The 23,985-nt window shown below is 32.8% G+C and carries 25 protein-coding genes and 1 other RNA gene; 13 read left to right on the forward strand and 13 right to left on the reverse strand.

Annotated features, from left to right (window positions below):
* Positions 1-99: 99 nt before the first annotated feature.
* Together NAAC61_RS08045 and fliS are read left to right on the forward strand one after the other, a co-directional pair.
* Positions 100-714 (forward strand): hypothetical protein, encoded by a 615-nt coding sequence (locus NAAC61_RS08045; protein ID WP_012209288.1) that lies wholly within the window; start codon positions 100-102, stop codon positions 712-714.
* 5 nt (positions 715-719) lie between these two features.
* The gene (fliS, locus tag NAAC61_RS08050; RefSeq protein WP_121959371.1) at positions 720-1,157 is read left to right on the forward strand and encodes a flagellar export chaperone FliS; all 438 of its coding nucleotides are present in this window, start codon (positions 720-722) and stop codon (positions 1,155-1,157) included.
* A gap of 49 nt (positions 1,158-1,206) precedes the next feature.
* Here fliS and NAAC61_RS08055 read toward each other — a convergent pair whose 3' ends face one another.
* Genes NAAC61_RS08055 through NAAC61_RS08065 form a run of 3 tightly spaced genes read right to left on the reverse strand, consistent with a single transcriptional unit; the run spans position 1,207 to position 3,040 of the window.
* Positions 1,207-2,037, reverse strand: a complete 831-nt coding sequence (locus NAAC61_RS08055; RefSeq protein ID WP_103064498.1) for a carbon-nitrogen hydrolase family protein — start codon at positions 2,035-2,037, stop codon at positions 1,207-1,209.
* Between the two features lie 39 nt (positions 2,038-2,076).
* A complete protein-coding gene (locus NAAC61_RS08060; protein ID WP_202695662.1) occupies positions 2,077-2,616 on the reverse strand; it encodes a glycosyl hydrolase-related protein in 540 nt (179 codons plus the stop codon).
* A 1-nt stretch (position 2,617) separates the two neighbouring features.
* A complete protein-coding gene (locus tag NAAC61_RS08065) occupies positions 2,618-3,040 on the reverse strand; it encodes a hypothetical protein (protein WP_202695663.1) in 423 nt (140 codons plus the stop codon).
* Positions 3,041-3,283: 243 nt separating this feature from the next.
* On the opposite strand from NAAC61_RS08065, the gene NAAC61_RS08070 reads away from it, so the two are divergent.
* The 10 genes from NAAC61_RS08070 (at position 3,284) to uvrB (ending at position 12,321) form a co-directional block, all read left to right on the forward strand.
* Entirely contained in the window at positions 3,284-4,330 is a 1,047-nt protein-coding gene (locus tag NAAC61_RS08070) for a dipeptidase (RefSeq protein ID WP_202695664.1), read from the forward strand.
* Between the two features lie 72 nt (positions 4,331-4,402).
* Positions 4,403-5,098 carry a hypothetical protein gene (locus NAAC61_RS08075; protein WP_012209301.1) on the forward strand — a complete coding sequence of 232 codons (696 nt, stop codon included), beginning with the start codon at positions 4,403-4,405 and terminating at the stop codon, positions 5,096-5,098.
* A gap of 31 nt (positions 5,099-5,129) precedes the next feature.
* Positions 5,130-5,720, forward strand: a complete 591-nt coding sequence (locus NAAC61_RS08080) for a thymidine kinase (RefSeq protein ID WP_012209302.1) — start codon at positions 5,130-5,132, stop codon at positions 5,718-5,720.
* Positions 5,721-5,723: 3 nt separating this feature from the next.
* A complete protein-coding gene (locus NAAC61_RS08085; protein WP_202695665.1) occupies positions 5,724-6,548 on the forward strand; it encodes an aldo/keto reductase in 825 nt (274 codons plus the stop codon).
* A gap of 76 nt (positions 6,549-6,624) precedes the next feature.
* Positions 6,625-6,724: signal recognition particle sRNA small type (gene ffs, locus NAAC61_RS08090), an RNA gene on the forward strand.
* A 99-nt stretch (positions 6,725-6,823) separates the two neighbouring features.
* Positions 6,824-7,501 carry a methyltransferase gene (locus NAAC61_RS08095; protein WP_202695726.1) on the forward strand — a complete coding sequence of 226 codons (678 nt, stop codon included), beginning with the start codon at positions 6,824-6,826 and terminating at the stop codon, positions 7,499-7,501.
* A gap of 1 nt (position 7,502) precedes the next feature.
* Complete coding sequence (locus NAAC61_RS08100) at positions 7,503-8,255, forward strand: energy-coupling factor ABC transporter ATP-binding protein (protein ID WP_121515273.1); 753 nt, start codon at positions 7,503-7,505, stop codon at positions 8,253-8,255.
* Positions 8,246-9,052, forward strand: a complete 807-nt coding sequence (locus tag NAAC61_RS08105) for an ATP-binding cassette domain-containing protein (RefSeq protein WP_202695667.1) — start codon at positions 8,246-8,248, stop codon at positions 9,050-9,052. Before NAAC61_RS08100 ends, NAAC61_RS08105 begins: the two co-directional genes overlap by 10 nt.
* Before the next feature lie 24 nt (positions 9,053-9,076).
* On the forward strand, positions 9,077-10,300 hold the full coding sequence (locus tag NAAC61_RS08110; RefSeq protein ID WP_202695668.1) for a hypothetical protein: 1,224 nt from the start codon (positions 9,077-9,079) through the stop codon (positions 10,298-10,300).
* A gap of 44 nt (positions 10,301-10,344) precedes the next feature.
* Entirely contained in the window at positions 10,345-12,321 is a 1,977-nt protein-coding gene (gene uvrB / locus NAAC61_RS08115) for an excinuclease ABC subunit UvrB (protein WP_121515276.1), read from the forward strand.
* A 98-nt stretch (positions 12,322-12,419) separates the two neighbouring features.
* Here uvrB and NAAC61_RS08120 read toward each other — a convergent pair whose 3' ends face one another.
* The 5 genes from NAAC61_RS08120 to NAAC61_RS08140 all read right to left on the reverse strand — a co-directional run bounded on the left by NAAC61_RS08120 (position 12,420) and on the right by NAAC61_RS08140 (position 19,333).
* Complete coding sequence (locus NAAC61_RS08120; protein ID WP_202695670.1) at positions 12,420-14,708, reverse strand: methyl-accepting chemotaxis protein; 2,289 nt, start codon at positions 14,706-14,708, stop codon at positions 12,420-12,422.
* Positions 14,709-14,780: 72 nt separating this feature from the next.
* Positions 14,781-15,137 carry a hypothetical protein gene (locus NAAC61_RS08125; RefSeq protein WP_202695672.1) on the reverse strand — a complete coding sequence of 119 codons (357 nt, stop codon included), beginning with the start codon at positions 15,135-15,137 and terminating at the stop codon, positions 14,781-14,783.
* Positions 15,138-15,154: 17 nt separating this feature from the next.
* Positions 15,155-16,975, reverse strand: a complete 1,821-nt coding sequence (lepA, locus tag NAAC61_RS08130; RefSeq protein ID WP_202695676.1) for a translation elongation factor 4 — start codon at positions 16,973-16,975, stop codon at positions 15,155-15,157.
* Between the two features lie 60 nt (positions 16,976-17,035).
* Positions 17,036-18,607, reverse strand: coding sequence for a dynamin family protein (locus NAAC61_RS08135; protein ID WP_202695680.1), 1,572 nt, complete (start codon positions 18,605-18,607; stop codon positions 17,036-17,038).
* Between the two features lie 165 nt (positions 18,608-18,772).
* On the reverse strand, positions 18,773-19,333 hold the full coding sequence (locus tag NAAC61_RS08140; protein WP_202695682.1) for a hypothetical protein: 561 nt from the start codon (positions 19,331-19,333) through the stop codon (positions 18,773-18,775).
* A 124-nt stretch (positions 19,334-19,457) separates the two neighbouring features.
* Between NAAC61_RS08140 and NAAC61_RS08145 the strand changes: the two genes are divergently transcribed.
* Positions 19,458-20,708: a hypothetical protein gene (locus NAAC61_RS08145; RefSeq protein ID WP_202695684.1), complete on the forward strand. Its 1,251-nt coding sequence runs from the start codon at positions 19,458-19,460 to the stop codon at positions 20,706-20,708.
* Positions 20,709-20,772: 64 nt separating this feature from the next.
* On the opposite strand, the gene NAAC61_RS08150 is transcribed toward NAAC61_RS08145, so the two are convergent.
* From NAAC61_RS08150 to csx7, 5 genes are read right to left on the reverse strand one after another with little or no spacing between them, the layout of a single operon-like run.
* Positions 20,773-21,084 (reverse strand): hypothetical protein, encoded by a 312-nt coding sequence (locus NAAC61_RS08150; RefSeq protein WP_121567397.1) that lies wholly within the window; start codon positions 21,082-21,084, stop codon positions 20,773-20,775.
* Positions 21,081-21,965, reverse strand: a complete 885-nt coding sequence (locus NAAC61_RS08155; RefSeq protein WP_202695686.1) for an RAMP superfamily CRISPR-associated protein — start codon at positions 21,963-21,965, stop codon at positions 21,081-21,083. The genes NAAC61_RS08150 and NAAC61_RS08155 overlap by 4 nt, the downstream gene beginning before the upstream one ends.
* Positions 21,965-22,315 (reverse strand): hypothetical protein, encoded by a 351-nt coding sequence (locus NAAC61_RS08160; protein WP_121959386.1) that lies wholly within the window; start codon positions 22,313-22,315, stop codon positions 21,965-21,967. The genes NAAC61_RS08155 and NAAC61_RS08160 overlap by 1 nt, the downstream gene beginning before the upstream one ends.
* Positions 22,316-22,319: 4 nt before the next feature.
* Positions 22,320-23,210, reverse strand: a complete 891-nt coding sequence (locus tag NAAC61_RS08165; RefSeq protein ID WP_121959387.1) for an RAMP superfamily CRISPR-associated protein — start codon at positions 23,208-23,210, stop codon at positions 22,320-22,322.
* Complete coding sequence (csx7, locus tag NAAC61_RS08170) at positions 23,203-23,982, reverse strand: type III CRISPR-associated RAMP protein Csx7 (protein ID WP_202695687.1); 780 nt, start codon at positions 23,980-23,982, stop codon at positions 23,203-23,205. Before csx7 ends, NAAC61_RS08165 begins: the two co-directional genes overlap by 8 nt.
* Between the last annotated feature and the right edge of the window lie 3 nt (positions 23,983-23,985).

Raw genomic sequence — 23,985 nt, forward strand, 5'->3', positions numbered from 1 at the left:
TTTTTTATTATATCATTAAAATATCATACTTTTATTTAAAGAAATAACTTTTTTAGACGATTATATACTAGAAGTTAATCTAAAAAAGGAGTGAGTACAATGTTTGATGATGAGAATATAAAGTTAAAAATAAGTGGTGTAAAAACTGATAATTTAGATATTCCAGTAGATAAGTACAGTACTTTTGAAGAAATGGTGCAAGACTACATTAACAAAACGAAAGGCGTTTTAACTAAAATAACCATCAATGAAAAAGAAATCCCTTTGAATTATTACGATGAAATAAAGGATTCTTTCTTTGAAGGTGGAGAAGAGGTAGAGTTGGAATTCACATCAAAAAAAGAAGTTTTGTTCGATCTTATCTCCCAATCACTTGAATATATTAGTAAGGTTAGGGAAAATTTAGAAAGGGTTTCAAAAGAAGTTTTGCTTAATACAAACGAAGGGCATAAAATGCTTAACAGTATTGCAGAAGGTTTGCAAGCACTATTAGACGTCATAGAACAAACACGAGCTTTCAGCGAGGAAGATTTTTACAACCCAGGAGACTTAGACGACGTACAAAATGTTGTCCAAGATATAATTAGATCTCAAGGTGAACAAGATTATTTGGAGCTTTCAGACATCATTGAATTTGATTTCAGTGAAGTTTTGTCTACCTTTGAAACGATTTTAAAAAATGCTCAAAAAACTCTTGAGAAAAAAGGGGTGTAATTTGAATGTACAATAATAATCAAAACGCTAACTATTATTTTGAAAACAGTATAAAAACAGCTAGTCCTGCAAAGTTAGTCGAACTTTTGTATCAAAATTCGATCGAAAGAATAAATAAGGCAATAAAAGCTATTGAAAGCAAAAATTTTTCCGAGGCCAATAAACAGATCATAAGAGTTGAAGACATAGTCACAGAACTCAACGTTTCTTTGAATCTTGAAAAAGGTGGAGAGATAGCTAAAAATCTCAGAGCACTATACAATTACATGTATCAAAGATTGTTAGAATCAAATACCAAAAAAGATACTGAAATTTTAAAAGAAGTAAGATCTTTTCTACAAGAGCTCTTAGATACTTGGAAAGAGATTTTGAAAAAAGAAGTCAAAACTTCTCGAGAGTTAAATGCCAAATCCGTCGACCCTAAATTTGATCTTCAATATTAAAAATTCAAAAACCCTCCAAAATCATAAGCGACTTTTGGAGGGTTTTTGTTTAATCAATTCTGAAATCTATCCCATCGTAGATCTTCAACATCTTTATTTCGTGAAGTGATGGCTCCAAAAGCCTTTCTTCAAGAATTTTATCGGTATCTATACTTACGTTTGCAATGACGTCTTCTTCGTCTCCCAATTTAATTAGGGTATCCCCGTGCGGATCTACAGCTATGGAATTTCCACAGAAAGGGATCGAATCTTCAGAGGGCTTACCAACGGCGTTTACACCGATTGCAAACAATTGATTATCTTGTGCTCGTGCGGATGTTCTTACTTCCACTAATTTTTCAAAACCTTTTGGAACAGCAGATGTAATTATTAGTATTTGTGCCCCTCTAAGTGCCATTATCCTATATAATTCAGGAAAGGCATGATCATAACAAATTGATAAACCTATTTTTATACCCTTCCAATCTATTATCTCAATAGACGTTCCTTCGGAAAGTCTAAACTTTTCTTTTGGAAAAACAAAGATTTTTCTATACTTACCAAGTAATTTACCTGATTCATCTATTAAAATCGAGGTATCGTAATACTTGCCAATTATTAAAGGGTCTTTTTCTAAAATGTTTGCAACAATAGAGATGTTGTATTTTTTTGCTATTCTTACAACTTCTTGAGTTGTTTCTCCGTCAGGTATAATTTCGGCAAGATTTTCAGCGTAATTGTTAATACTTTCAAGATCGTATCCTATGTTAAAAAACTCTGGTAGAATGTATAAATCCGCCTTTTTTACTTCTTTTGAAATCAATGAATCTAACTTTTTAAGGTTTGTTCCTTTGTCGTTCAATTTTGAATTTAATTGTACTAAACCAAATATTTTTTTCATGTTGATGTCCCCCACTGTATAATGTGTATGGATGTGAAACTATTTGAGAGTGGCTAGTAAAAACTCTATTCCCCTTCTTTTTATTCTTACATCGTTCAACTTTACAATTATATGTTCTATTTTTGAAGAATCCACACGTTCAATTTTAGATCTGTTATATAACGAGGATAACTCTAATTCTAACGCTTTTCTCATTAATTTATACTTTTCAAAATGCAATTCGTATCTACTAATACCTTGAGTTTCCTTTATTTTCTTATCTACATCCTTTATTTGTTCTTTAAGGTCTCTGACTTCTCTTTCCATTTTATTTATTATACTTATATCCGGTTTTGAAAGATCTTCAGAGATATCCCACGTAAATTTAGGATATACGATGTTAACTTTTGAGCCTTGATCATCAGAAAAAGTATTTAAAGATAGCTTAGGTATTTTTAACGTTAATATCTCTTTTGGCTTGATCGTCCCATCAAATTCTTCTAATTCGTTCTCTAACAAATCGGTTTTTATTGCTTTTTGAGGTAATCTTATCTCTTTTTTCTTGTGAGTAGGATTAAATAACGGTAGGGTTATCTCCACTTTATTTATTGAAGGAGAATGCTGCTAACGCAGAAATTATAACACATATTAGAGTTGCTGAAACCGCTACTATAATACTAATCAGAAAGCTTCTCATCATTTGTTTACCTTGAAAAAGCAATGGATAATTTTGAAAGGTTACTTCTTTAGGAATTAAAGTAGAGAGAAATGCGCTTGCTTCCTCTTCAGAGAAAAACATTATAGATTTAACCGTTGAATTGTGAATAAGTTCTTTAGTTAAGTTATAAGCACCTAAGTAATTATCAGACTGAACGAGTGGTTTTCTAATATCGTTAACCGTTTTATCTACAAAAACCATAGGAAACTCTTTTTTTAATAACCTTTTGAAGATTTCATCTTCTACCAATTCTTTTGTAGGAAGGATTATATATCCTTTTGGGTTAGAAGAGAGAATATATTTCATTTTTAATTTCGTTATAGAGGAATTAGAATCTATAAACTGAACGAAAGGTTCGTACTCTGTGATGTGATAAGCCTACTCAATCCCCGCCAATATCTCAGAGGTAACTATTTGTAATAAGATGGATTTTCCTCCATTTTTTTAAAGAATTAGAAAAAATTATGAAAATAATAGTATAATTAAAAAACCTGATATCCCTACAACTGCAACCGCAAAAAAATAACAAAAGATCGAGGAGGAAATATTTTGACTAATTTCAAAGAACAAGCTCATAAAATCTTAGAAGAAAGTCTTGTAATCGATGCACACTTTGATTTACTAATGGATGTAGCAAATCAAAGGAAATATGGGATTCACAAAGTTATAGAAAACGATCATCTTGACAATTTTCGTAAAGGTGGATTAAATGCCGTAGTTTCCTCTTTGTTTATCGAAAGCTTTTTAACCCCTGAAATCTCATTAAGAGAAGCTTTAGACCAAATCAGTTCATTTTACAAGGAATTAGAAGAATCAAGCGATTATTTAATGTTATGTAAATCCTACGAAGATATAATTAAAGCAAAAGAAAGTAATAAAATCGGAATATTTTTATCTTTTGAAGGAGTTGAACCTCTATACAACGATTTAGATTTACTCGATATCTTTTACCGTTTAGGTGTAAGATTTGTCGGGCTGACTTGGAGTCGAAGGAACTACGCTGGTGATGGAAGCAAGTTTCTACCGCCAGACCCCAAGAAAAACTCGAACGGTTTATCTGATTTTGGAATTGATTTAGTTAAAAAAGCTCAAAGCTTAGGTATGGTAATAGATGTTAGCCATTTAAACGACAAAGGATTTTGGCAAGTTATCGAGCTTAGTAAAGGACCTATAATAGCTTCCCATTCTGATTGTAGAAAGATAGTAAACTTAGAAAGAAACCTCTCTGATTCACAGATAAAGGCGATAGCAGATACCGATGGAGTAATAGGAATAAACGCCTATAACAAAATCGTATCGAATGATCCGGAAAAAGCCAATGTTGATGATTTAGTTAAACATATAGATCATATTGTAAATTTAGTAGGTATTGAGTATGTTGGTTTAGGATTTGATTTCTGTGAGCACCTAAAAAAATTTAACCCCCAGTTTGTGAACGAACTTAATCCATCCCCATCTTTTCAAGTTTTAGATAACCATTCAAATATTGTATTACTCGTTGAGAAATTACTACAAAGGGGATATGGTGAAGAAGATATAAAGAAGATATTAGGAGAAAATTTTTCAAGGGTGTATAAAAAGGTACTAATTCATTAGAAATTTTAAATTAGTAATTTATAAAAATATGATAAAATAAAAAAGTACAAAACCATATTAGGGAGTTAAGGGATGCCAGGATATTTAACACACATTATCTTCGGTCATAAGATTTTTCCAAACAGTTTGAAAAATGTGAAGATGTTTAACCTTGGACTGATGGGCCCAGATATTTTTTATTACAATATTTCTGATCCCAAATATCACATTATTGGTGAAACGTTGCATAATGTTGATTTAACAAGGTTAATAAGAGAGATTCAAAAGGAAAGTCCTGAGTATGCCTTAGGTTTATATCTACATTCTTATCTTGATATGAAAATACATCCACGGATACATATCATAGAAAGAAACACTGGCAAATCACATACTAAAATAGAAACCTTGATCGATGCAGCTTTATTAAAAAAAGAGTGGAACACCACTGTTTTCAGGTTAGACAAGCATTTTTTCCCCAACAAATTACCAGCCAGGTTTATGAGGATCTTTGATGAAGTTTTGTATGAACATTACGAGATAGAAGATGTGAATATTAAAAACTTGTATGATGTTTTTTTGAAAAACTTTTTCTTCTTATACAAATGGTATCCTATCAAGGCGGTTGCTTCATATGTGCTCTACGTTGTTTCCGTGGGAAGATTCAATTACAAGGACTATTTTATATTCAGAACCCCTTCCTTGGATATTCTGAATGATTTTGGAATTGAAACATTGTGGAAAGAGTCTTTGGATGAGATTGATCAACTACTATCCGAAAAATTTAATTAAAACTAATGAAAAAGGGATGTGAAACTTTAATATGGCAACAGGTAATTTAGTAGTAATTGTTGGACCTATGTATTCCGGTAAAACTTCCGAATTAATCTCTTTCATTGAAATTTACACACTTGGTAAAAAGAAAATAAAAGTCTTCAAACCTTTGTTAGATAACCGATACAATGAAACTTACATTGTATCCCACTCTAATACATCTGTTAAAGCCATTCCCATCAATAACTCCGCTGAAATTTTGCCTAAACTTGATGGAGACGAAAAAGCGGTTTTTATAGATGAAATTCAGTTTCTAGACGAGCCCCTTAGAGAAGTTGTTGTCGAGATGATCAATTCAGGTAAGGATGTTTATTGTGCTGGTTTGGATTTGAGTTATAAAAATAATCCATTCAAAGTTACTTCACTTTTAATGGCTCATGCAGACACGGTAATTAAAAAGAAAGCCGTTTGCCATGAATGTGGGGAGTATAGAGGTACAATATCTTACAAGATCGTTGAAAATGGTGGAGAAATAGATGTTGGGGGATTTGAAAAATATATCGCCGTCTGTAGAGATTGCTACTTGAAGTTGAATGAAAAAAAACAAAATCAAGATAAAAAACTGAAACAAGGGGGTTGATCTATGAGAATTACAAGCATCTATGATAACACAGAATTAGCCAATAAAGTGAAAATCCCTTGGTTGGGCTATGGGACGTACAAAGCCCATGGAGATGAGTTGATAGAGGGTGTAAAGTACGCTTTAAGTATAGGATACAGATTGATAGATACTGCAGAAATGTACGAAAACGAAGAAGAGATAGGTAAAGCAATCAGGAAAAGTAAAATACCGAGAGATGAAATTTTTATAACCTCCAAAGTATGGAATACGAACCAAGGTTTTGAAAGTACTTTAAACTCTTTTGAAAATTCATTAAAAAGATTGGGAACAGATTATTTAGACTTATACTTAATTCATTGGCCTGTAAGTGGAAGATATATAGAAACCTGGAAAGCTCTTGAAAAGCTGTATAAGGAAGGTAGAGTAAGAGCTATTGGTGTGAGTAACTTTTTAATTCATCATCTCCAAGATATAATAAACAACTGTGAAATTACCCCTATGGTGAATCAAGTAGAATTTCATCCATACTTACTGCAAAGAGATCTTTTGGATTTCTGTCAAAGAAATAAGATACAGCTAGAGGCTTGGAGTCCATTAATGAGAGGAAGAGTTCAAAATATACCTCAGATAGTTGATATAGCTAAAAAGTATAAAAAAACTCCCGCACAAATAGTATTGAGATGGGACTTGCAACATGGGGTGGTAACCATTCCAAAATCTGTGCACAAGGAAAGGATAAAAGAAAATGCTGATATTTTCGACTTTGAACTAACAGAGGAAGAAATGAAGATAATAGACAATTTAGATCAAAGTAAAAGATTTGGGGCAAATCCCGATGATTTTTAAGGTTAACATAGCTTTTAACAAGATTAATTGATTTTTCAACAATGAAATGATATAATATGAAAGCGTCATTACAGGAGGCTGGGTCCTGCGCAATAGGAACCCGCGAAACTGGTCAGGCCTGGAAGGGAGCAGCCATAAGCGGAGATTTCTATGTGCAGCAGGGTTACCCAGCCATCTTTAATAATTTTGGAGGTACGAATAAATTGGCTCAAAAAAAGAAAAATAATAACGAATATGAAGATGTTCAAATATACGGTCCTGAAGATATTGCTTTCATGAAAGTTGACGAAGTAATAAAAAAAGTTAATAACGATCTGAACCCTGTAAAAGAAAAAGAAATCAAAAGAACACCCTCTTTTGAGCATTACTACACCGAAAACCCAACTTCAGAACTAACGGTAAAAGAATTAGTTTTAATATTAAGAAATGGGCATAAGTATCTTTTTAAAGCCCCTTCTGGAGTGTATGGAAAGAAAAGGATAGACAGGGCAAGCATTTTATTAATCGAAAAAGTAGAATTAACAAATGAAAAAGTTTTGGACATGGGATGCGGATATGGTGTAATAGGTATATCCTTAAAAAGAGAGTTTCCGGACATAGATCTGTATATGAGTGACGTAAACAACAGAGCAGTTGATTTTTCTAAGATAAATGCCAAAAATAACAACGTGAACGCTGTGATCAAACAAGGAAATCTATTCAAACCATGGGAAGATGACTACTTCGATGTTATTGTTAGCAACCCTCCAATAGTTGCAGGTAAAGAAGTATTATATGAACTAATCGAAGAATCTTATCACCATTTGAATGAAAATGGCAAGATATATTTAGTTGCTTACCACAATAAGGGTGGGAAAGCATTAGAAAGTTACATGGAACAAATCTTTGGCAACGTAAAAGAGTTGGAAAAATCCGGAGGTTTTAGAGTTTATCTTTCGATAAAGAGGGGCTAAGATGTTTTTTGGATGCAAAAATCTTTCTTTCAGTTATTATGAAAAAAAAGTACTAACGAATATAAATTTAGACGTCAAAAAAGGCGAGTTTATCGGATTAGTTGGGAGTAATGGAAGTGGGAAATCTACGCTTCTAAAGCTTCTATGTGGTATTTTATTCCCTCAAGAGGGAGAAGTAATTATCAAAGACCAAAAATTAGATGAACATAATAAAATAAAGGTCGGTTATATTTTTCAAAACCCAGAAAATCAAATTATAGGGGTCACGGTTGAAGAGGATGTGGCTTTTGGGTTAGAAAACATAGGGGTCCCAAGAGAAAAAATGCTAGAAAGAATCGAATGGGCACTTTCAACGGTAGGGTTGGAAGGGTTGAACCACGCAGACCCAAATGCATTATCTGGAGGGCAAAAACAAAGACTTGCAATAGCCTCCATTCTGGCAATGGAACCTGAGATTATACTCATGGATGAACCTACTTCCATGTTAGATCCAAAAGGTCGAAATGAAATCTATAAAGTTATACGCAATCTCAGAGAAATAGGAGAAACGATCATAATTGCCTCTCATCATTATTCTGACCTGGAGCATGTAGACAAAATAATCGCTCTCAACGATGGAGAGATTGTTTATGAAGGGGAGAAAGATCAATTTTACAAAAGTAACGTTATTCAATCTGAACTACCTTTCAACGAAAAAATAAAAAGACAATTTAATGCTGATTTAAAAGAGTTGGTTGATGAAATATGTCGATAATGTTTGAAGATGTAAGTTTTACTTACGCATTGAATACACCTTTTCAAAAGACAGCCCTAGCAAATATAAATCTGGAAATAAAAAAAGGGGATTTGTGGTTATTCGTTGGACATACAGGATCTGGGAAAACTACATTGATAAGTTTAATGAATGGATTACTTCTACCCCAACAAGGAAAAGTCTTAGTTGAGGGATTATCCACAAAAGACAAAAAGGTCAACATAAAAGATATCAGAAAGAAGATAGGCATAGTTTTTCAATACCCTGAATCCCAATTTTTTCTTCCCACTGTAAAGGAAGAAATAATGTTTGCACCAAAAAATTTTGGGGTTCAACTAAGTGATGATTTACTAAAGTATTATTTAGAGTTGGTAAAGTTACCGGAATCATACCTCGAAAAAAATCCATTCGAACTCTCAGGTGGAGAAATGAGGAAGGTAGCTATTATCTCTGTTCTCTCATATAACCCTGATTATATAATCTTTGACGAACCCACTGTTGGATTAGATTACGTAACAAAAACTTCTATATTCAACCTTATAAAAGAACTTCACAACTTGGGAAAGACCATAATAATATCAACCCATTGGATAGACGAATTCGCCAGTTTGAAACCTAACGTACTGCTGTTAAAAAATGGAGAAGAAGCTTTTAAAGGCAATTTTGACGAATTTGTTTTACTGGATGAAAAAACTCTCTTGGAAGCTGGTATAATATTCAATGAAAAGATGCAATTGTATAAATGTGCTATAAAAACCGGGAAAAAGGAATTGGCTGAAAAGATTTCATCTATTTAAATAAAATTGAGGGGATGATGAAAATTGAAAAGGATTCTGATGTTATCTATTTTTGTTTCAATCTTTTTATTGCAGTTATTTTCTCAGTCTAGTGAAGTTATCGATCTAAGAAGAAGTTTTTTGATTTACACAGAAGGTGATTCCAGTATTGGTTCTTTGTTAGAACAATATTTAAAAAATGATCTCGAAGAACAAGGCAAATATAAGGTATTATCAAAAGATGATCTGTTATTAGAAAATCTTAGAGAAATGCTCGAAAATGAAGATTACATGAAGAAAAATCTAGATGCGGATTTTTTAGTTTATATTCAAATACTTGAAAGCTTCCCTAACTTAGAGAAAACCGAAGAATTAATATGGTGGGAGTACCGTATACTAGCGAAGGTCAACGTCGTCAAAATTTCCACAGGAGAAAACATCTATTCTAAACTTCTCACTTCAAGTGGCACCTCATATATAAATGCTAGTACAAGTGATTTTGAAGCGATATACTATTCAAGAAGATCCGCTGCCAATAATCTTGCCTCTTCTATCTCTACGGAGTTGAACAAACTTTTTAAAATAAAAGCCAATATTATATCTATAGAAAATAAATATGTTCATATAGATGCTGGCAGAAACGTTGGAATAAGAGAAGGTACGATGTTTGAATTTGTAATCACTAAAGAATTGAATGGAGAGTTCTATGACCTTCACGGTGGGAAATTGATAGCCGAAGAAGTCTGGGATAACAACAGTTTGTTAAAGATACTCGAAGCCCCAAAAAATTTCAACTACCGAGATGAAAATGTTTACGTATTAGAAAATCCAACTCTCTCTCCAATAAGAACCATCACAGGAATATATTACGTGAACGAAGGATTTGAAAAAAACGGTGTCGGGTTCGAAGCTGGATTCGATAACTATGAACACTTATATACTGGATTCTCTTTTGTATTTTTGTTCGATGAAAGCACATTTGATGGAGATTTTGATTTCAAATTAGGTTATCTTAACTATCTATCAGAAAAGGACGCAACCCTTTTATTGGGGATCTTAGTTGGGGTGAAAAGTGTTACAGCTTCGGATGACGCATCCGCTGTTTACTTTAAACTATCACCAGTTATAGATTATAGTTATTATATAAACGAAACCTCTGGACTATACATAGAAGCGGGATATAATTTCCTATTCCCCATAGAAGAAGTAGGAAATATCGAAACGACAAATGATTTTAAAATCAGTGCAGGATTCACTTTTAGATTCTAATATATTAGAATTTAAAGCAGAGGTTTGATGGAGGTGTGTTTATCATGTTTAAGCTTCGTTCCGAATACGAACCTCAAGGCGATCAACCAAAAGCAATAGAAGAACTCTCTTCTGGGATCAATAAAAATTATAGGTTCCAAACTTTACTGGGCGTTACTGGATCTGGTAAAACCTATACAATGGCTAATATTATTGCAAACGTGAATCGACCAACTTTAGTACTATCCCCTAATAAAATTTTAGCCGTTCAACTATACAACGAATTCAAAGAGTTCTTCCCGGAAAATAGAGTCGAATTTTTTATAAGTTATTACGATTACTATCAACCAGAAGCCTACATCCCCTCTCGAGACATATACATAGAAAAAAATGCAGACATAAACGATATTTTAGTTAAAATGAGGCTCTCAACGTTAAAATCAGTTTTAACAAGGAGAGATGTAATTGTAGTTTCAAGCGTCTCAGCTATCTATGCCTCGGGCAATCCCGATGACTTTTCAAACATAAACCTTTATCTGAGAGTGAATGAAGAGTATTCTAGAAGAGAAATCTTAATTAAACTTGGTAAAATGCAATACACAAGGCAAGAGAAAGATTATCTCGGTGGAACGTTCAGATGGAAGGGTGATGTTTTAGAGATATTCCCTCCTTACGAAGATTTTGGAATAAGGGTAACTTTTTTCGATAACGAAGTCGAAAAGATCGAAGCACTTGACGTATTCAACAGAACCATAATAGAAGAATTTGATAAAATTACTATTTATCCAGCGAAAGAATTTGTAACCAGTCAGGAAAAGATTTTTTCAGCTATTGAAAGAATAAATGCCGATCTGCAAACCCAAATAGAATATTTCAAAAGGGAAGGTAAACTTTTAGAAGCTCAACGAATAGAGCAAAGGGTAAAACAAGATTTAGAATTCCTTCAAACATTGGGATACTGTAAAGGGATAGAAAATTATTCAAGGTATTTCGATGGTAGGAATCCTGGAGACTCTCCATGGACACTTTTGGATTACTTCGATGAAGATTTTGTTACTTTTATTGACGAATCTCACATAGCGGTACCACAGTTAAGGGCAATGTTCAGAGGGGATTACGCGAGGAAGAAAAACTTAGTTGACTACGGATTTAGATTGCCGTCAGCTTTAGATAACAGACCTTTAAGATTCGAAGAGTTTTTGGAAAGAACCAATCAAATTATCTTTGTATCAGCTACCCCAGGCCCATTCGAAATGGAAGTATCAGACCAAATAGTTGAACAAATAATCAGGCCTACGGGACTTGTAGATCCAAAGGTTGAAGTAAAATCGACAGAAGGGCAAGTAGACGACTTCATTTCCGAAGTAAAAGAGGTTGTAGAAAGAGGAGAAAGGGCTCTAGCGGTGGTTTTAACGAAGAAAGATGCAGAAATCCTCTCAGACCATTTGAACCTAATGGGCATTAAATCACTATATCTACACTCTGAACTCGATACAATTGAAAGGTCAGAGGTAATAAAAAAAATAAGAAACGGCGAAATTGAAGTAGTTGTTGGTGTAAACTTACTTAGAGAAGGGTTAGATTTACCCGAAGTTTCTCTTGTTGCCATAATGGATGCAGATAGAGAAGGATTTTTAAGGTCTGAAACTACGTTGATTCAAACGATTGGTAGAGCTGCAAGAAACGTTCAAGGGAAGGTATTACTGTACGCCGACCGAATAACGGAGGCGATGAAAACTGCCATCGATGAAACAAACAGAAGAAGAGAAATACAGATTCAATACAATATAGATAACAACATCACTCCAAAAAGTATCATTAAAAAATTACCAGAAGACATGTTTGCACCATTCAAAGATAACGAGGTAAAAGAAGAAGATTATATATTCGCTGTAGAGGAGAACCTCTCTCCGGATGATTACTTGGCTATGCTTGAAGAAAAAATGTACGAAGCAGCCTCCGAATTAAAATACGAAGAAGCAGCGAGGTACCGGGACGAGATCAAAAGGATAAAAAGAAAATACAACATTAAACAAAATTAATTTTAAAAAACAAAAGAAGGCAGGAGGTAGATGATTCAATCATCTACCTCCTGCCACACGATTGTATGAGCTACTTGGTATTACACATAGAGACATTTTTATTTCAGTTTAGTTATCATATTTTGTAGGCTTTTTTCCAAGTCACTTGAAATCCTTTTTACTTCAGAAAGCAGTGCTTGTTTATCTTCTCTTGTTCCAAGTTCTTCAGCTTTTTTATGCAATTGGGAATGTAATCTTAAGAGCTGTGCCCAATCATCAGCTAGTTCTTTTTCGATATGAAATGTTTTTGAAAAAATACCGAAACTACATCTATCTGGATTACTTTCTAAATCAATATTAGGATCCTTTAACTTCTTTTCAAATAAATCAACCCAATTTTGATGAGCTTTTATAGCTTTTTCAAACTCTTTTATTTTCTCCTCGTTATTGTATAAACTAAAAGTTGATACAGTTTCTATAAGTGCATTAAGTCCAGTAAAAACATGCTCTGAAACATTAACTAAATTTTCACTATCTTTGGATAGAATATCCGTATCTTTAGTAATACCCTCGACACTATTTCTTATTTGATCGACCATTTTTGAAACAGAATTCATGTTTGAACTTATTTCTTCTGCTGTAGCAGTTGTTTCTTCAGTATTGGCAGAGAAATTTTCAATTATTTCGTTCATTTCGGATATTCTTGAATTCATCTCTTCAAACTGTCCCAATACATTTTGAGACTCATCCTCTGTTTTTTCTATGAGATTTGATGTTTCTTTATTGGAAAGATTTGTTTTTTGAGATATTACAATTAGATCAGTTATTATTTTTGCTATGTTTTCTGTGGCTTCTTTACTTTCTTCTGCAAGTTTTCGTATTTCATCCGCTACTACAGCAAAGCCTCTTCCAGCTTCGCCAGCTCTAGCTGCTTCTATGGCAGCATTCAAAGCTAATAAATTGGTCTGTTCAGTTATACTATCTATTGTGTTTATTATTTCTTTTATTTCTTCAGAATTTTTGGATAGGATTTCTGAATTTTTCATTGATTCTTCAGCTTTTTTTACAGCTTCGAACAACATTTCGTTCATTCTTTCAATATTTTTTACTCCTTCATCTGAACTTTGGTGTATTCCATTTGATATTTCGTTTAGATTTTGTGCTGATTTTGCCTGATTATCGTTTGCAGTGGTTAAATCTTCGATACTTTGACGTACCTCATGAATTCTCTCATCTGTATCTTGTGAATTGTAATTGATGTCTTTTGTTTTTTGACTAGTGTTATCCAAATGCTCTTTAGAAATTTGTGAAGATCTCGCAAGATTGGCACTTAAAATTCCAAAGTCTTGAGAGATTTGAGTTATTCTCATCATTGAATTTTTGAGCTTATTCACTGCTTCTTTGATTGAGTTAGCTATTATCTCAAATTCACTATCTAAATTCATGTCAGAAAAGTCCAAAACCAAATTACCATTTGAAAAATCGTTTACTTTATTTTTCAAATAATTAACTTCTTTAACTAGTTTTCTTGATATAAGTAGAGTAACTAAAATAATTATAATCAAAATAGCAGAACTGATAATTATAGAAAAAAATATCCCGTTGTTATTGTTAGAGATAATTTCACTGTAATCTATTTTTGTCCCGACATATCCTATTACTTTATTACTAAAATCTACTAGGGGGAACATAGCCATTAAATAATTATCTTTTATATCGTAGAAAAAATCATTTCCCGATTTTATTGATTCTACATTGTTGGTAAATAAAGAAAGATCATATTTATTTGATTCAAAAATTTCTACTTCACCACTTAAGTCATTATCGAAAATTTTAAGGACAGAGTCTCCTTCGATTTTCTCTAAGAGTTCCTTGTTTATTGATAAACCCAATTCTGCTGTACCTTGAAATTCATTATTATAATACACTGGAGCTACATATCTAAAACCTAATCCAGCTCTTCCAATTTCAGGGCCTGAAGTAGGTTCTTTTGTTTTGTTTACCTGATTTATTGTTTTCCTGAAAGAACTCAAATCATCACCGTATTGTCCTGTGTCATGTAATCTCAAAAAAGTAACAGAGTTTTTGTGAAATTGAAATTGCTCAATATTATTTTCCCTTAGCGTGTTCCAAATCGGAAGGGTCAGTTCTTGAAGCTTTTGACGATCATTCTCTGCAAAAGCTTTTGCAATCTCTTCATTTGCCAAAATAGAATCTAAAGTTCTTTTTAAAGAGTTTTCAAGGTTTTTTAATTCGCTTAAGTAACTATAATTTACCTGTTCTACAAAGTTTTCATTTTGAAAATCATAAACCTTCTGTTGATAAAAAATAGATACAAGAATTATACTTATAACCCCGACTATTACTATTACTGGAACGAAAAAGTTTAACTTTGTTCTAATTTTCATATGTGTTCCCCCCTATATAATTTGTGGGACGGGAAACTTAAAAAATGATACTATAAATCTGACCTTATGATTTTACCCTTCTCGATTGTGATTTGCGTGTAAACTTCGCACCTTCTTTCTCAAAAATCTATCCGTATCAAAGAAGAACCTGAAAAGAGCCCAAATGAATATAAAAAAGATACATAATGTAACCCACAACATTTCAACTTCTCCCATGGCTCCAAAAATACCTGTACCTCTTATACCAGTGATGATAAAGGCTAACAGCCACTCTTTACTCAAAAGAGCTACAATGGTTATAGCAAAAAGAATCCACGGTTGGTTAATAACCAAAGAAAACACAAATAAAGAAGCCAGTCCGCCAATCCATAGGATTATTCTGTAGATATTTCGACCTTTACTTTTACTCTCTTTTAAATCTCCTGCCAACTCTGACACCTCCAAATTTATTCTTCATCTTCGTTAACCTTCAACAAAGCCAGGAAGGCCTCTTGAGGAATATTGACTTTACCAATCTCTCTCATCCTTTTTTTACCCTCTTTTTGCTTTTCTAACAATTTCATCTTTCTGGTCACATCTCCACCGTAACACTTTTGAAGGACATCTTTTCTTAAAGCTTTAATAGTGGATCTTGCGATTATCTTACCCTTGCAATATGCTTGGATAGGTATCTCAAACTGATGTCTGGGAATTAAATCTCTTAATTTATCCACTAATTTTCTTGCAAGTGTATAGCTTTGACTGTCATGAACAACGTAAGATAAGGCGTCAACTTTCTCTCTATTTATTAAAATTTCTAACTTCACTAAATTAGACTCTTTGTACCCTGTTATCTCGTAATCCATAGAGGCGTAACCCTTACTGATAGCCTTCATCTTATCGAAGAAATCGAAGATCAAATCAGCCAAAGGAATTTCAAAATGCAAAACCACCCTATTTTTACCTGCATTTGATACATGAGAAAAATTTCCTCTTTTTTCGACTTGAGCAAGATTTATCAAATCTCCCATATAATCAGGTGGCGTGATAATATCCAACTTGCAAAAAGGTTCGTAAACTTTTTCTATCAAATCTTCATCTGGAAACTCTGAAGGATTTGTAATTTCTATTTCTTCCCCATTTCTTAGCTTAGCCTTGTAAATTACACTCGGAACAGTTAGGATAACGGCGAGCTCAAATTCCCTTTGCAAACGTTCTTTAACCACATCCATGTGAAGTAAGCCTAAAAAACCTACCCTAAAACCATATCCCATAGCAGGGGAACTTTCAGGTGTGAATACAAGAGACGCATCATTCAATTTCAACTTTTCAAGAGCCTTTCTTAACTCCTCATAATACTCGGGTAAACCTGGATAAAGTCCCGCATAAACCATTGGTTTTACCTCTTTGTACCCAGGAAGAGGTTTTTCTATGGGATTCAGCGCATCGGTAATTGTATCTCCCACTCTTGCCTGCTCAATATCTTTTATTCCGGCTACAATGTAACCTATTTCGCCAGCGGACAGGTCCTCTGTCTCTATCATCTCTGGGTGAAAGATCCCAACCTCGGTAACCTCATAGGTTCCTTCAGATGCCATTAATTTAATCTTGTCACCTTTTTTTACCTTGCCACCAAATATCCTACAATAAACGATGATCCCTTTGTACTTATCGTACTTAGCATCGAATATCAAACCTTTCAACTTATCTAAAACATTGCCTTTACTAAGGGGCGAAGGAACCTTTTGAATAATCAATTCCAGTAAATCTGTGACACCCTCTCCGGTTTTAGCACTAATAGGGATTATTGAGTCAGCTTCAATACCAACCAAATCATTTATCTCCAACATTGTTTCATCGATATTTGCAGTTGGAAGATCTATTTTGTTTATTGCACCAATGATCTCCAAATTGTTTTCCATGGCTAAATACGTGTTAGTAACGGTTTGAGCCTGAACACCTTGTGTGGCATCGACCAGTAAAATAGCACCTTCACATGCTGCCAAACTTCTCGAAACTTCATAGGTAAAATCAATATGCCCAGGAGTGTCCAAAATATTCAGCTCATATTCATTTCCATCCTTTCCAGTATAAAAAACCTTGACCGGATGTGATTTTATAGTAATTCCTTTCTCTCTTTCTAAGTCCATTGAATCTAAATACTGTTCTCTCATATTTCTTTCGTCTATCGAATGTGTCAATTCCAGTATTCTATCCATCAAGGTTGTTTTTCCATGATCAATATGTGCAATTATTGCTATATTTCTAATAAAATTGGGATCAAACAAAAAAGAAAGCACCTCCACAAACCTAAAAATATAGAAATATTATATCATAAAAAAGAGAAACTAAAAAGACTTACTGCTGATAGACGACTCTATATCTTCCAATTGTCTTGAGTATACATCAATTCTTTCTTTTAGATTTTTGAAATGTTCTAGGTTATTTATCTCCTTTTTAAATGCCTCGTAGTTTTCAAACATACTTGTTTGCATTTTTACCTTTAAGCTATTTAAAAAAGATTCAACATTAGATTTAAGTGTATTTTCTAAAGCCTTCATTTGATTAGAAATTTCATTATCCAATCTTTTTTGAACACTTCTTGAGATGTATAACCGGTTCAACAGATTTTTGTTTTTAAACGTCACTGTTTTAAAGGTTCTATCTAAAATTTTGTTGATTTCTTTTTCTAAATCATTGGAAAAAATAATAAACTCTTTATCAACATCCAACTTTAACTTTTCCCTTAAGAAAGGATCGATTCCTAATCTATCTACAACTTCCTTCTTATCAAAAAATCTATTTATTCTGCTCTTTTCTTCATCCCTAATGTTTAAAATCTCTCTGGTTATTCTATCGTTCAGGGTTTTTGATACTTCTTTTTTGAATTGAGAAATCTCATACTCGATATTTTCTTTCACTTTTTTCTGCGTCTTATAAAAGTTTAAGATTGAATCTTTCAAATCAGTTAACTTATTCAAGTAATAATTTTTTATAGCATCATTAATTGAATCAAACCTAATATTAAAAAAAGAATGATTCTCTCCCAAAAACGCATTAAGGGTTTCATAATATCTCTCAAGAACTTCCAATTCATCGATTTTTTCGTTCAAAATGTTGCTATTTTGGTCAACGGAAAATCTAATCTTACCTATAATTGTTTTCAACTTCATTCTTTTCTTGTCATGACTACCTATTTCGTTAAAAATATAATCTCTAACCTGTTGGAACCCACTATCAGGTTTAGACTCAATTTCTAGCTTAGCTGAAGTTAAAAAGATTTTGGGATCTTTCAAATCTATTTTGTTGCATCTATTTATAAGCTCTTTTTTAGCCATTTCTATCTCTTCTTGTGAAGCTCTATCCTTCTGGGAGAGAATAAAGATGACATCTTTTTTCAAATCCTTGATGATCTTTTCGATCAACTCCCAATCGCTTTTTGTATATATATTTTTCGAGTCGAAAACAAACATTATCAGATTGCTATTTTCTAAAAAATCTCTGGTAATCTTTTCATGTTTCTCCATTATTGTGTCCGTTCCTGGGGTGTCTATTATCTCTATTCCTTCCAAAGAATCCAAATCTTTGTAGATTGTAACCATATCACCTCTTGTTTCAACGTTCCCTTGACCCTTTCGAACGATTGTTATTTTGGAAGTCTGAGGTCCTGGTCCGACCTCGAAGATACTCTCTTCTCCTTCTTTAATTCCAAGTAAAGCGTTTAAAAAGCTACTTTTACCAGCTTTAACTTTGCCTACAACCACAAAATTGAAAAGTGTTTCAAATTCGCTCTTCACTTCGTCAATTTTATCTTTAATCAAAAAAGAATTCCCATTGATAAGGTCTAAATAATCGTTCAACAAGGCTTTTAACTTAGATTCTTCTTTCTTGAATTTATCGCTAACTAAGGGTATTCCCATAGAACACCACCTCTCATTTTTGAATTCAACTTAATTATAATACATAAGTCATTGATTTTTTACTGCTTAATACTTGTCTGTCGATCCCCTAGGTTTTCTACCTTGAACCCCCTTCGGAGCGTTTCCTTCTTGGAGGTAGACAGACAATTTGAAAATTAAAAAATCCTAAAAATCTTCGTCATCTTCTAAAAGCAATTCATCAGATAAATCTTCGTTAATAACTAGTGTGTCTGAAATATAACCCCTGTCCTCAAGTTCTGCCTCAAAATCCCAATTGTATTCTAAGTTATTTTCTTTAAAAAATTTATAAGTAATATCACTAAAAATAGTCATATATACATGGTTTTTAATTCTATTCGGTAGGGTTTCAAAGAAAGCAGGATCTTCAAACTCTTTAAAAGATTTCACATATTCTTTGAGGTACTTTTGATCTTCATACCCTTCAAAGAGTGCCTTAAATTCTTCTTCTTTCAAATTGTGAATTATATCTTTAAAGTCATAATCTTTGGCGTCAAAACGACCAATATAAATAGCTTTCCCGGATCTTACTTCACTAGCTATGGTATCTTTTGATGGTGAATTTACTGTATACACTTTACCGTTTTCATCAAGAATTACATCAACTATCCCTTCTTCAATATCTAAAGCTTCACCAATAGCCCATTCAACTAGAATCCTTAAATCATCTATATATTCTTCTATCAAACTTTTCCACTTTTCATCCATTTTAAATTCCTCCTTTTATAGAGTTTCTAATTATTATGGTGGCACTTTCTCTCTTTAATTGTTTGCATTAATGTGAATAAATATAATATAATTACCTTATATAAAATGAAAGGAAGGGTCTTTCATGAATATTTCTGACTATGATAAATTAAGCAACTATGAATTATCCCAAGAAATAAAAAGGTTGAGGACGGGGAACCAACTTGATGAAGCTGAGAAAATAGGAAAACAACGTCTGGAGCAATATACACATGAATCAAAAGATAATGATAAAAGCATTAATTTCGTAAAAAATCAATATTCTTGGGTACTATATTTCAAATATTTTAAAAACAAGCCTAATTTTCATGTAAAATACTACAAACAATTAAAAGAACTTTTAGAAATGTACAAAGACGGTGCTGATAAATATTCTTCGTATTCAGCAACGGTAGATTTACTCATAAAAAACATTAAAAATAGCCAAATCTCCTTGGATCAAAAAATTTACTATTTATCGTTAGTTAATCCTGACAACCTAAGCAACGAAATTAGACAGTATGAAAAGAATGGCGAGAAAAAACAATTGGACTCTGTTTTAGCTAGTTATGTTAGTTATACTGCAAAACTTTTACATGTAAAAGATCTAAATAGGTTTCTTAGCTTTTATGAAAAGGCTGAATCAAAAAAACCAAACTTTGCAAATAGGCAAAATAAATATTGGCATATGAGTAAATATTACCACGCGAAGGCTCTTCGTGGGGATCTAAAAGAAGCTATAACTTGGCTTAAAATTCTCAGAAACGAATTAAAAAATGGAATTATAGATCAATACATTGCTGAAGCATTGAAAAAGAAAGACAAGAAAAAAGCTTTGTGGTATTATATAAAATCAGTTAAAACGGATGCAAATCTTAATATTTTGTACAAATCTTTCTGGTATATTTCAAATCTTTTGAGAGAGCTTGGTAAGGTAGAAGATTCAAAATTATTTTACTTTTACTTTAAAAAAGTAATGGACAAATACGGCTACAAATTTACAGACAATTTTGTAATACAAGAGTTTGAAAAGGAAGTTCTCAATGTGTCAGATAAAGAGGCAAGGAAAAAGATCGATGAGTATTTTTATGAGCTCATGCCTAAAGAAGAAGGAACAATAAAGATATACTTTAAAGATAGAGGGTTTGGTTTTATTACATCAAAAAACAACATTGAATTTTATTTTAAATCTAATAATTTCATAAATTTGAAAGATACTTCAGAGATCATAGCCCATAAAAAAGTTAGTTTTTTACCGGAGGTAAAGCTTAATTTTGATCCAAAGAAAAATCAGGAATTTTCATATTTTGCTGAATACGTTGAGTTGATAAATACAAAAGCTGAACCTAATACATAAAAAATAGTCAAAGAAAAATAGTCTGTTGAGGCCCCAACGGGGTTCCAACAGACTTTATTTAAGATTAACTTTTAGATTTGAAATACGTTAATTCTCGAGCAAGATATCCTAAAAAACTTAAGAGTTCTTCTTTAGTGTACTTGGCTTTTCTTTCTTTAACAACATCTTTAAGCATTTTGAAGGCTGATCGGTCTCTAATGATATGTTTATCTACTTTATTTTCATTGATAGCTAAAAATTCATCAACGTCATAATTTTTAATAAAATTTATGTTGCCTTTTATAGTGTTGATAAATCCGTTAAGATCATCTATTTTTACTGCGAAATTATCGGCGATTCTCTGGGCATCCTTTATTATCGCTTTTTTGTTTGTCATTTGCCATCACTTCTTTTTGAGTCTTCTATTATTTGATTAAGATTTTCGTTGTTCGCTTCACTCATATTTTTAAGATATGCATTACCGCATGAATATATGAATTGGGCTAACTCTTTTTCTGCGTAAACTTTTCTTGTGTTTTTGAATGATTTATTCGGTTGAATTAACTTTAAAGGAGTAAAACGTACTGATCCCATATCTAAGTTTTTACCCCTTCCAATTTTGAGGTCAAATTGATATTTAGGAACAATTCCCGTCGCCAAAAACAACAATCCCATTTCAACCTTTGTCAGCCCTTTGATGAGTATTTCAAAATCCAAGTACGTTTTAGTGGGCAAAACCTCAAATAGAACTTTGTGATCCAAATCTTCGTGATCATTGTGGCTGTACAAACGGATCGATGGGTAGCGATTTTCAAGTTTTTGATTCCATTGTTGCTTTCCATCAATAATTTTTGTTTTTGCTTTTTTTTCATCAATTATTATATCGTTGAAGAGAAGCCTTGAAGCATATTTCCCTCTTCCAGTTATTGCGTTCACTGGGTCTGGTTTTATGTTTTTAGGATCTCTTTCAATTTCTTCATCGTATGACTCGCTTAAAGCCTGCATGTATGTTTTTATAGCCCCTTTTAGTTGGGAACCTGGTAGAACGATTTTACCAGCTTCTCTTTGTAGAAGGTAAGTAGGTTTCTCATTTTGAAATTTAAACAAGTTTTGGGTGAAACACAGAGGCTTGAGTGTCTTTATGTATCCAATTAAGGTTCCATAGAATAATTTGGGATCTTTGTATATATCGGAATGTTTTACCGTCGTTGCTACAGGGGCTGACGGTTCTTTTCGCTGTACATAGTAGTACCCTTTTGGAGATTCGTATTCTTGCATTAATCATCATCTCCTTGTATATAACCCATCCTAAAATAAACATGAAAATTATCCTTTTTAACGCCATTGACATTTGTTTTGGGTAAGTTTTTAATCTTGGGGTTTAAGCATAGTTTCTCATTTGGTTCTATACTTTCCAGATCATAAATTTCTTCACCGTAATTATACATGTAGTCAAATTCTTTTGCAAATGCTCTAAAGTAGAAATCTTTGTAGTTTGTGGATTTTAATTTATCAAAGATTTCTTTCGCTTCCTCCACTGTCAACTTTAAATAAACGAATTCTTTGTAATCATTGTAGATCACTTCGCATTTTAACTTTTTATCAAATTTATCAAATATTATATTCATCTTATCACCAACTTTCGGGTAGTTTTGTCAACATTTGATCAAAATAACTTTTAATTTCATCTTTGTTGGTAATCTTGATTTTTAAACCTATTAAATCTTCTTCCTTTTCTGCATTTTGGAAGTTGAATTCAACGTTTTTGTTCATAAAGCGACCATTTTCAAATGTAGTGAAAGTTATGGCATTTTTATTTGTAGAATATATCTCCAACGATTTGATTTCAACATCTAACTTTCCTAATCCTCTAGATTTTTTACCGCCAACTTTAACAAACCCATCATTTATATTGTTTATCGTTTTGTAGAACATCAAAACTTGCCAAATTTCAGGATTTTTTAGAAGTACATTACCATAAAAATTTCCACCGTTTAATACTTCAAAGTCGTATAATGCACCTCCTACAGTGCTCCCTGTAAACCTGTCAATCTTAATTCCGTTTCTTACAAAAGTGTATTCTTCTATTTCTTTTATTTTTTTGGCTTTTTCATCATCCCCGTCATCACTTTCAAAAGGGAAGAAGTCTTCAAATCTCACAACAGAAGCCATTTTCATGTTTCCAAACATTTTACATGCATAACATACTTGTGGATATATTTCTTCAGCTTTTTCAACCTTTTTTAGCTCAAATTTGTCACCACAATCTTTATTACGGTTTATAGAAAGTTCACAAACTTCTTTACCCATAGATTTAAGTAAAGCTTCTGCGTCTGCTCTAAAAACACCTTTTAAAGAACTTCCTGGTATATGTACAGTTTTTCCCCAAGGTGTGTTTAGCCTTACAAATTGTGCATCGGTAGCTACTGGACTTATATCTATGTCACCAGAACCTATGTGAAAACCACTTTTGGGGGTTATCTTGAGATGGAATATATGAAAATTTCTTATCGTTTTAAACATTTTTTTCACCAGCTTTTGCTAAATAATCTAAAGTTGCCTTTTTTATTTCTTCTATTCTAATGGGATCTAACGGTTGGGGTTCGAATCTACCCTGAGTGATATCTTCTAAATCTATGGAGCTAATTTTATAATTAAATTTTAGCTTACCTAAGCCTACTGATTTTTTACCACCAAATCTTACAAGTCCGTTGTTCACCATATCTATGAGAAATAGAATGTATCCAACTTGATAATCTTCTACGTTTTCCATCAAAATGTCAGTTTTAAAAGCTGTTCCGACAGATACGATCTCGTAATCATATTTGGCCTTGTCTGCAGTTATTTCGGTGTCTCTTCTGATCTTTATACCATCTCTATTTTCTATGTTTTGCCGATTTTGATCTGCTATCGCATCACTGAAAAAAACCCTAGAAGAAAAAGAGTTAGAACCAAAAAGATTGCAAACTTCGCAAATGTTTTTTTCTATGTGGGCAAACCATTCATTTTCAGTTTTATATTTCTTCCTTTCCTTTTGATCGATGCATGGTTTACCATTTTCTTCTTCACAAACGTTGATATTTTTGGATTTTAGTATTTGCTCTAAGGTTGATCTAAAAACACCTTTCAAAGTTGAACCTGGTATCACAGCGTTCCCTTGTGAATCTTTTAGTACGCTGTTATCGACTTCTAATGGGGATAAACCTTCCTCACCTGATCCCACATGTATTGGTGTTTGGGCGATGATTTCTACATTGACATAGTACTTATTCACAAATTTATCAAAAGCTAACATTTA

It is taken from the genome of Petrotoga sp. 8T1HF07.NaAc.6.1 (genome assembly GCF_016772115.1).
In the GTDB taxonomy this organism is placed as follows: domain Bacteria; phylum Thermotogota; class Thermotogae; order Petrotogales; family Petrotogaceae; genus Petrotoga; species Petrotoga mobilis.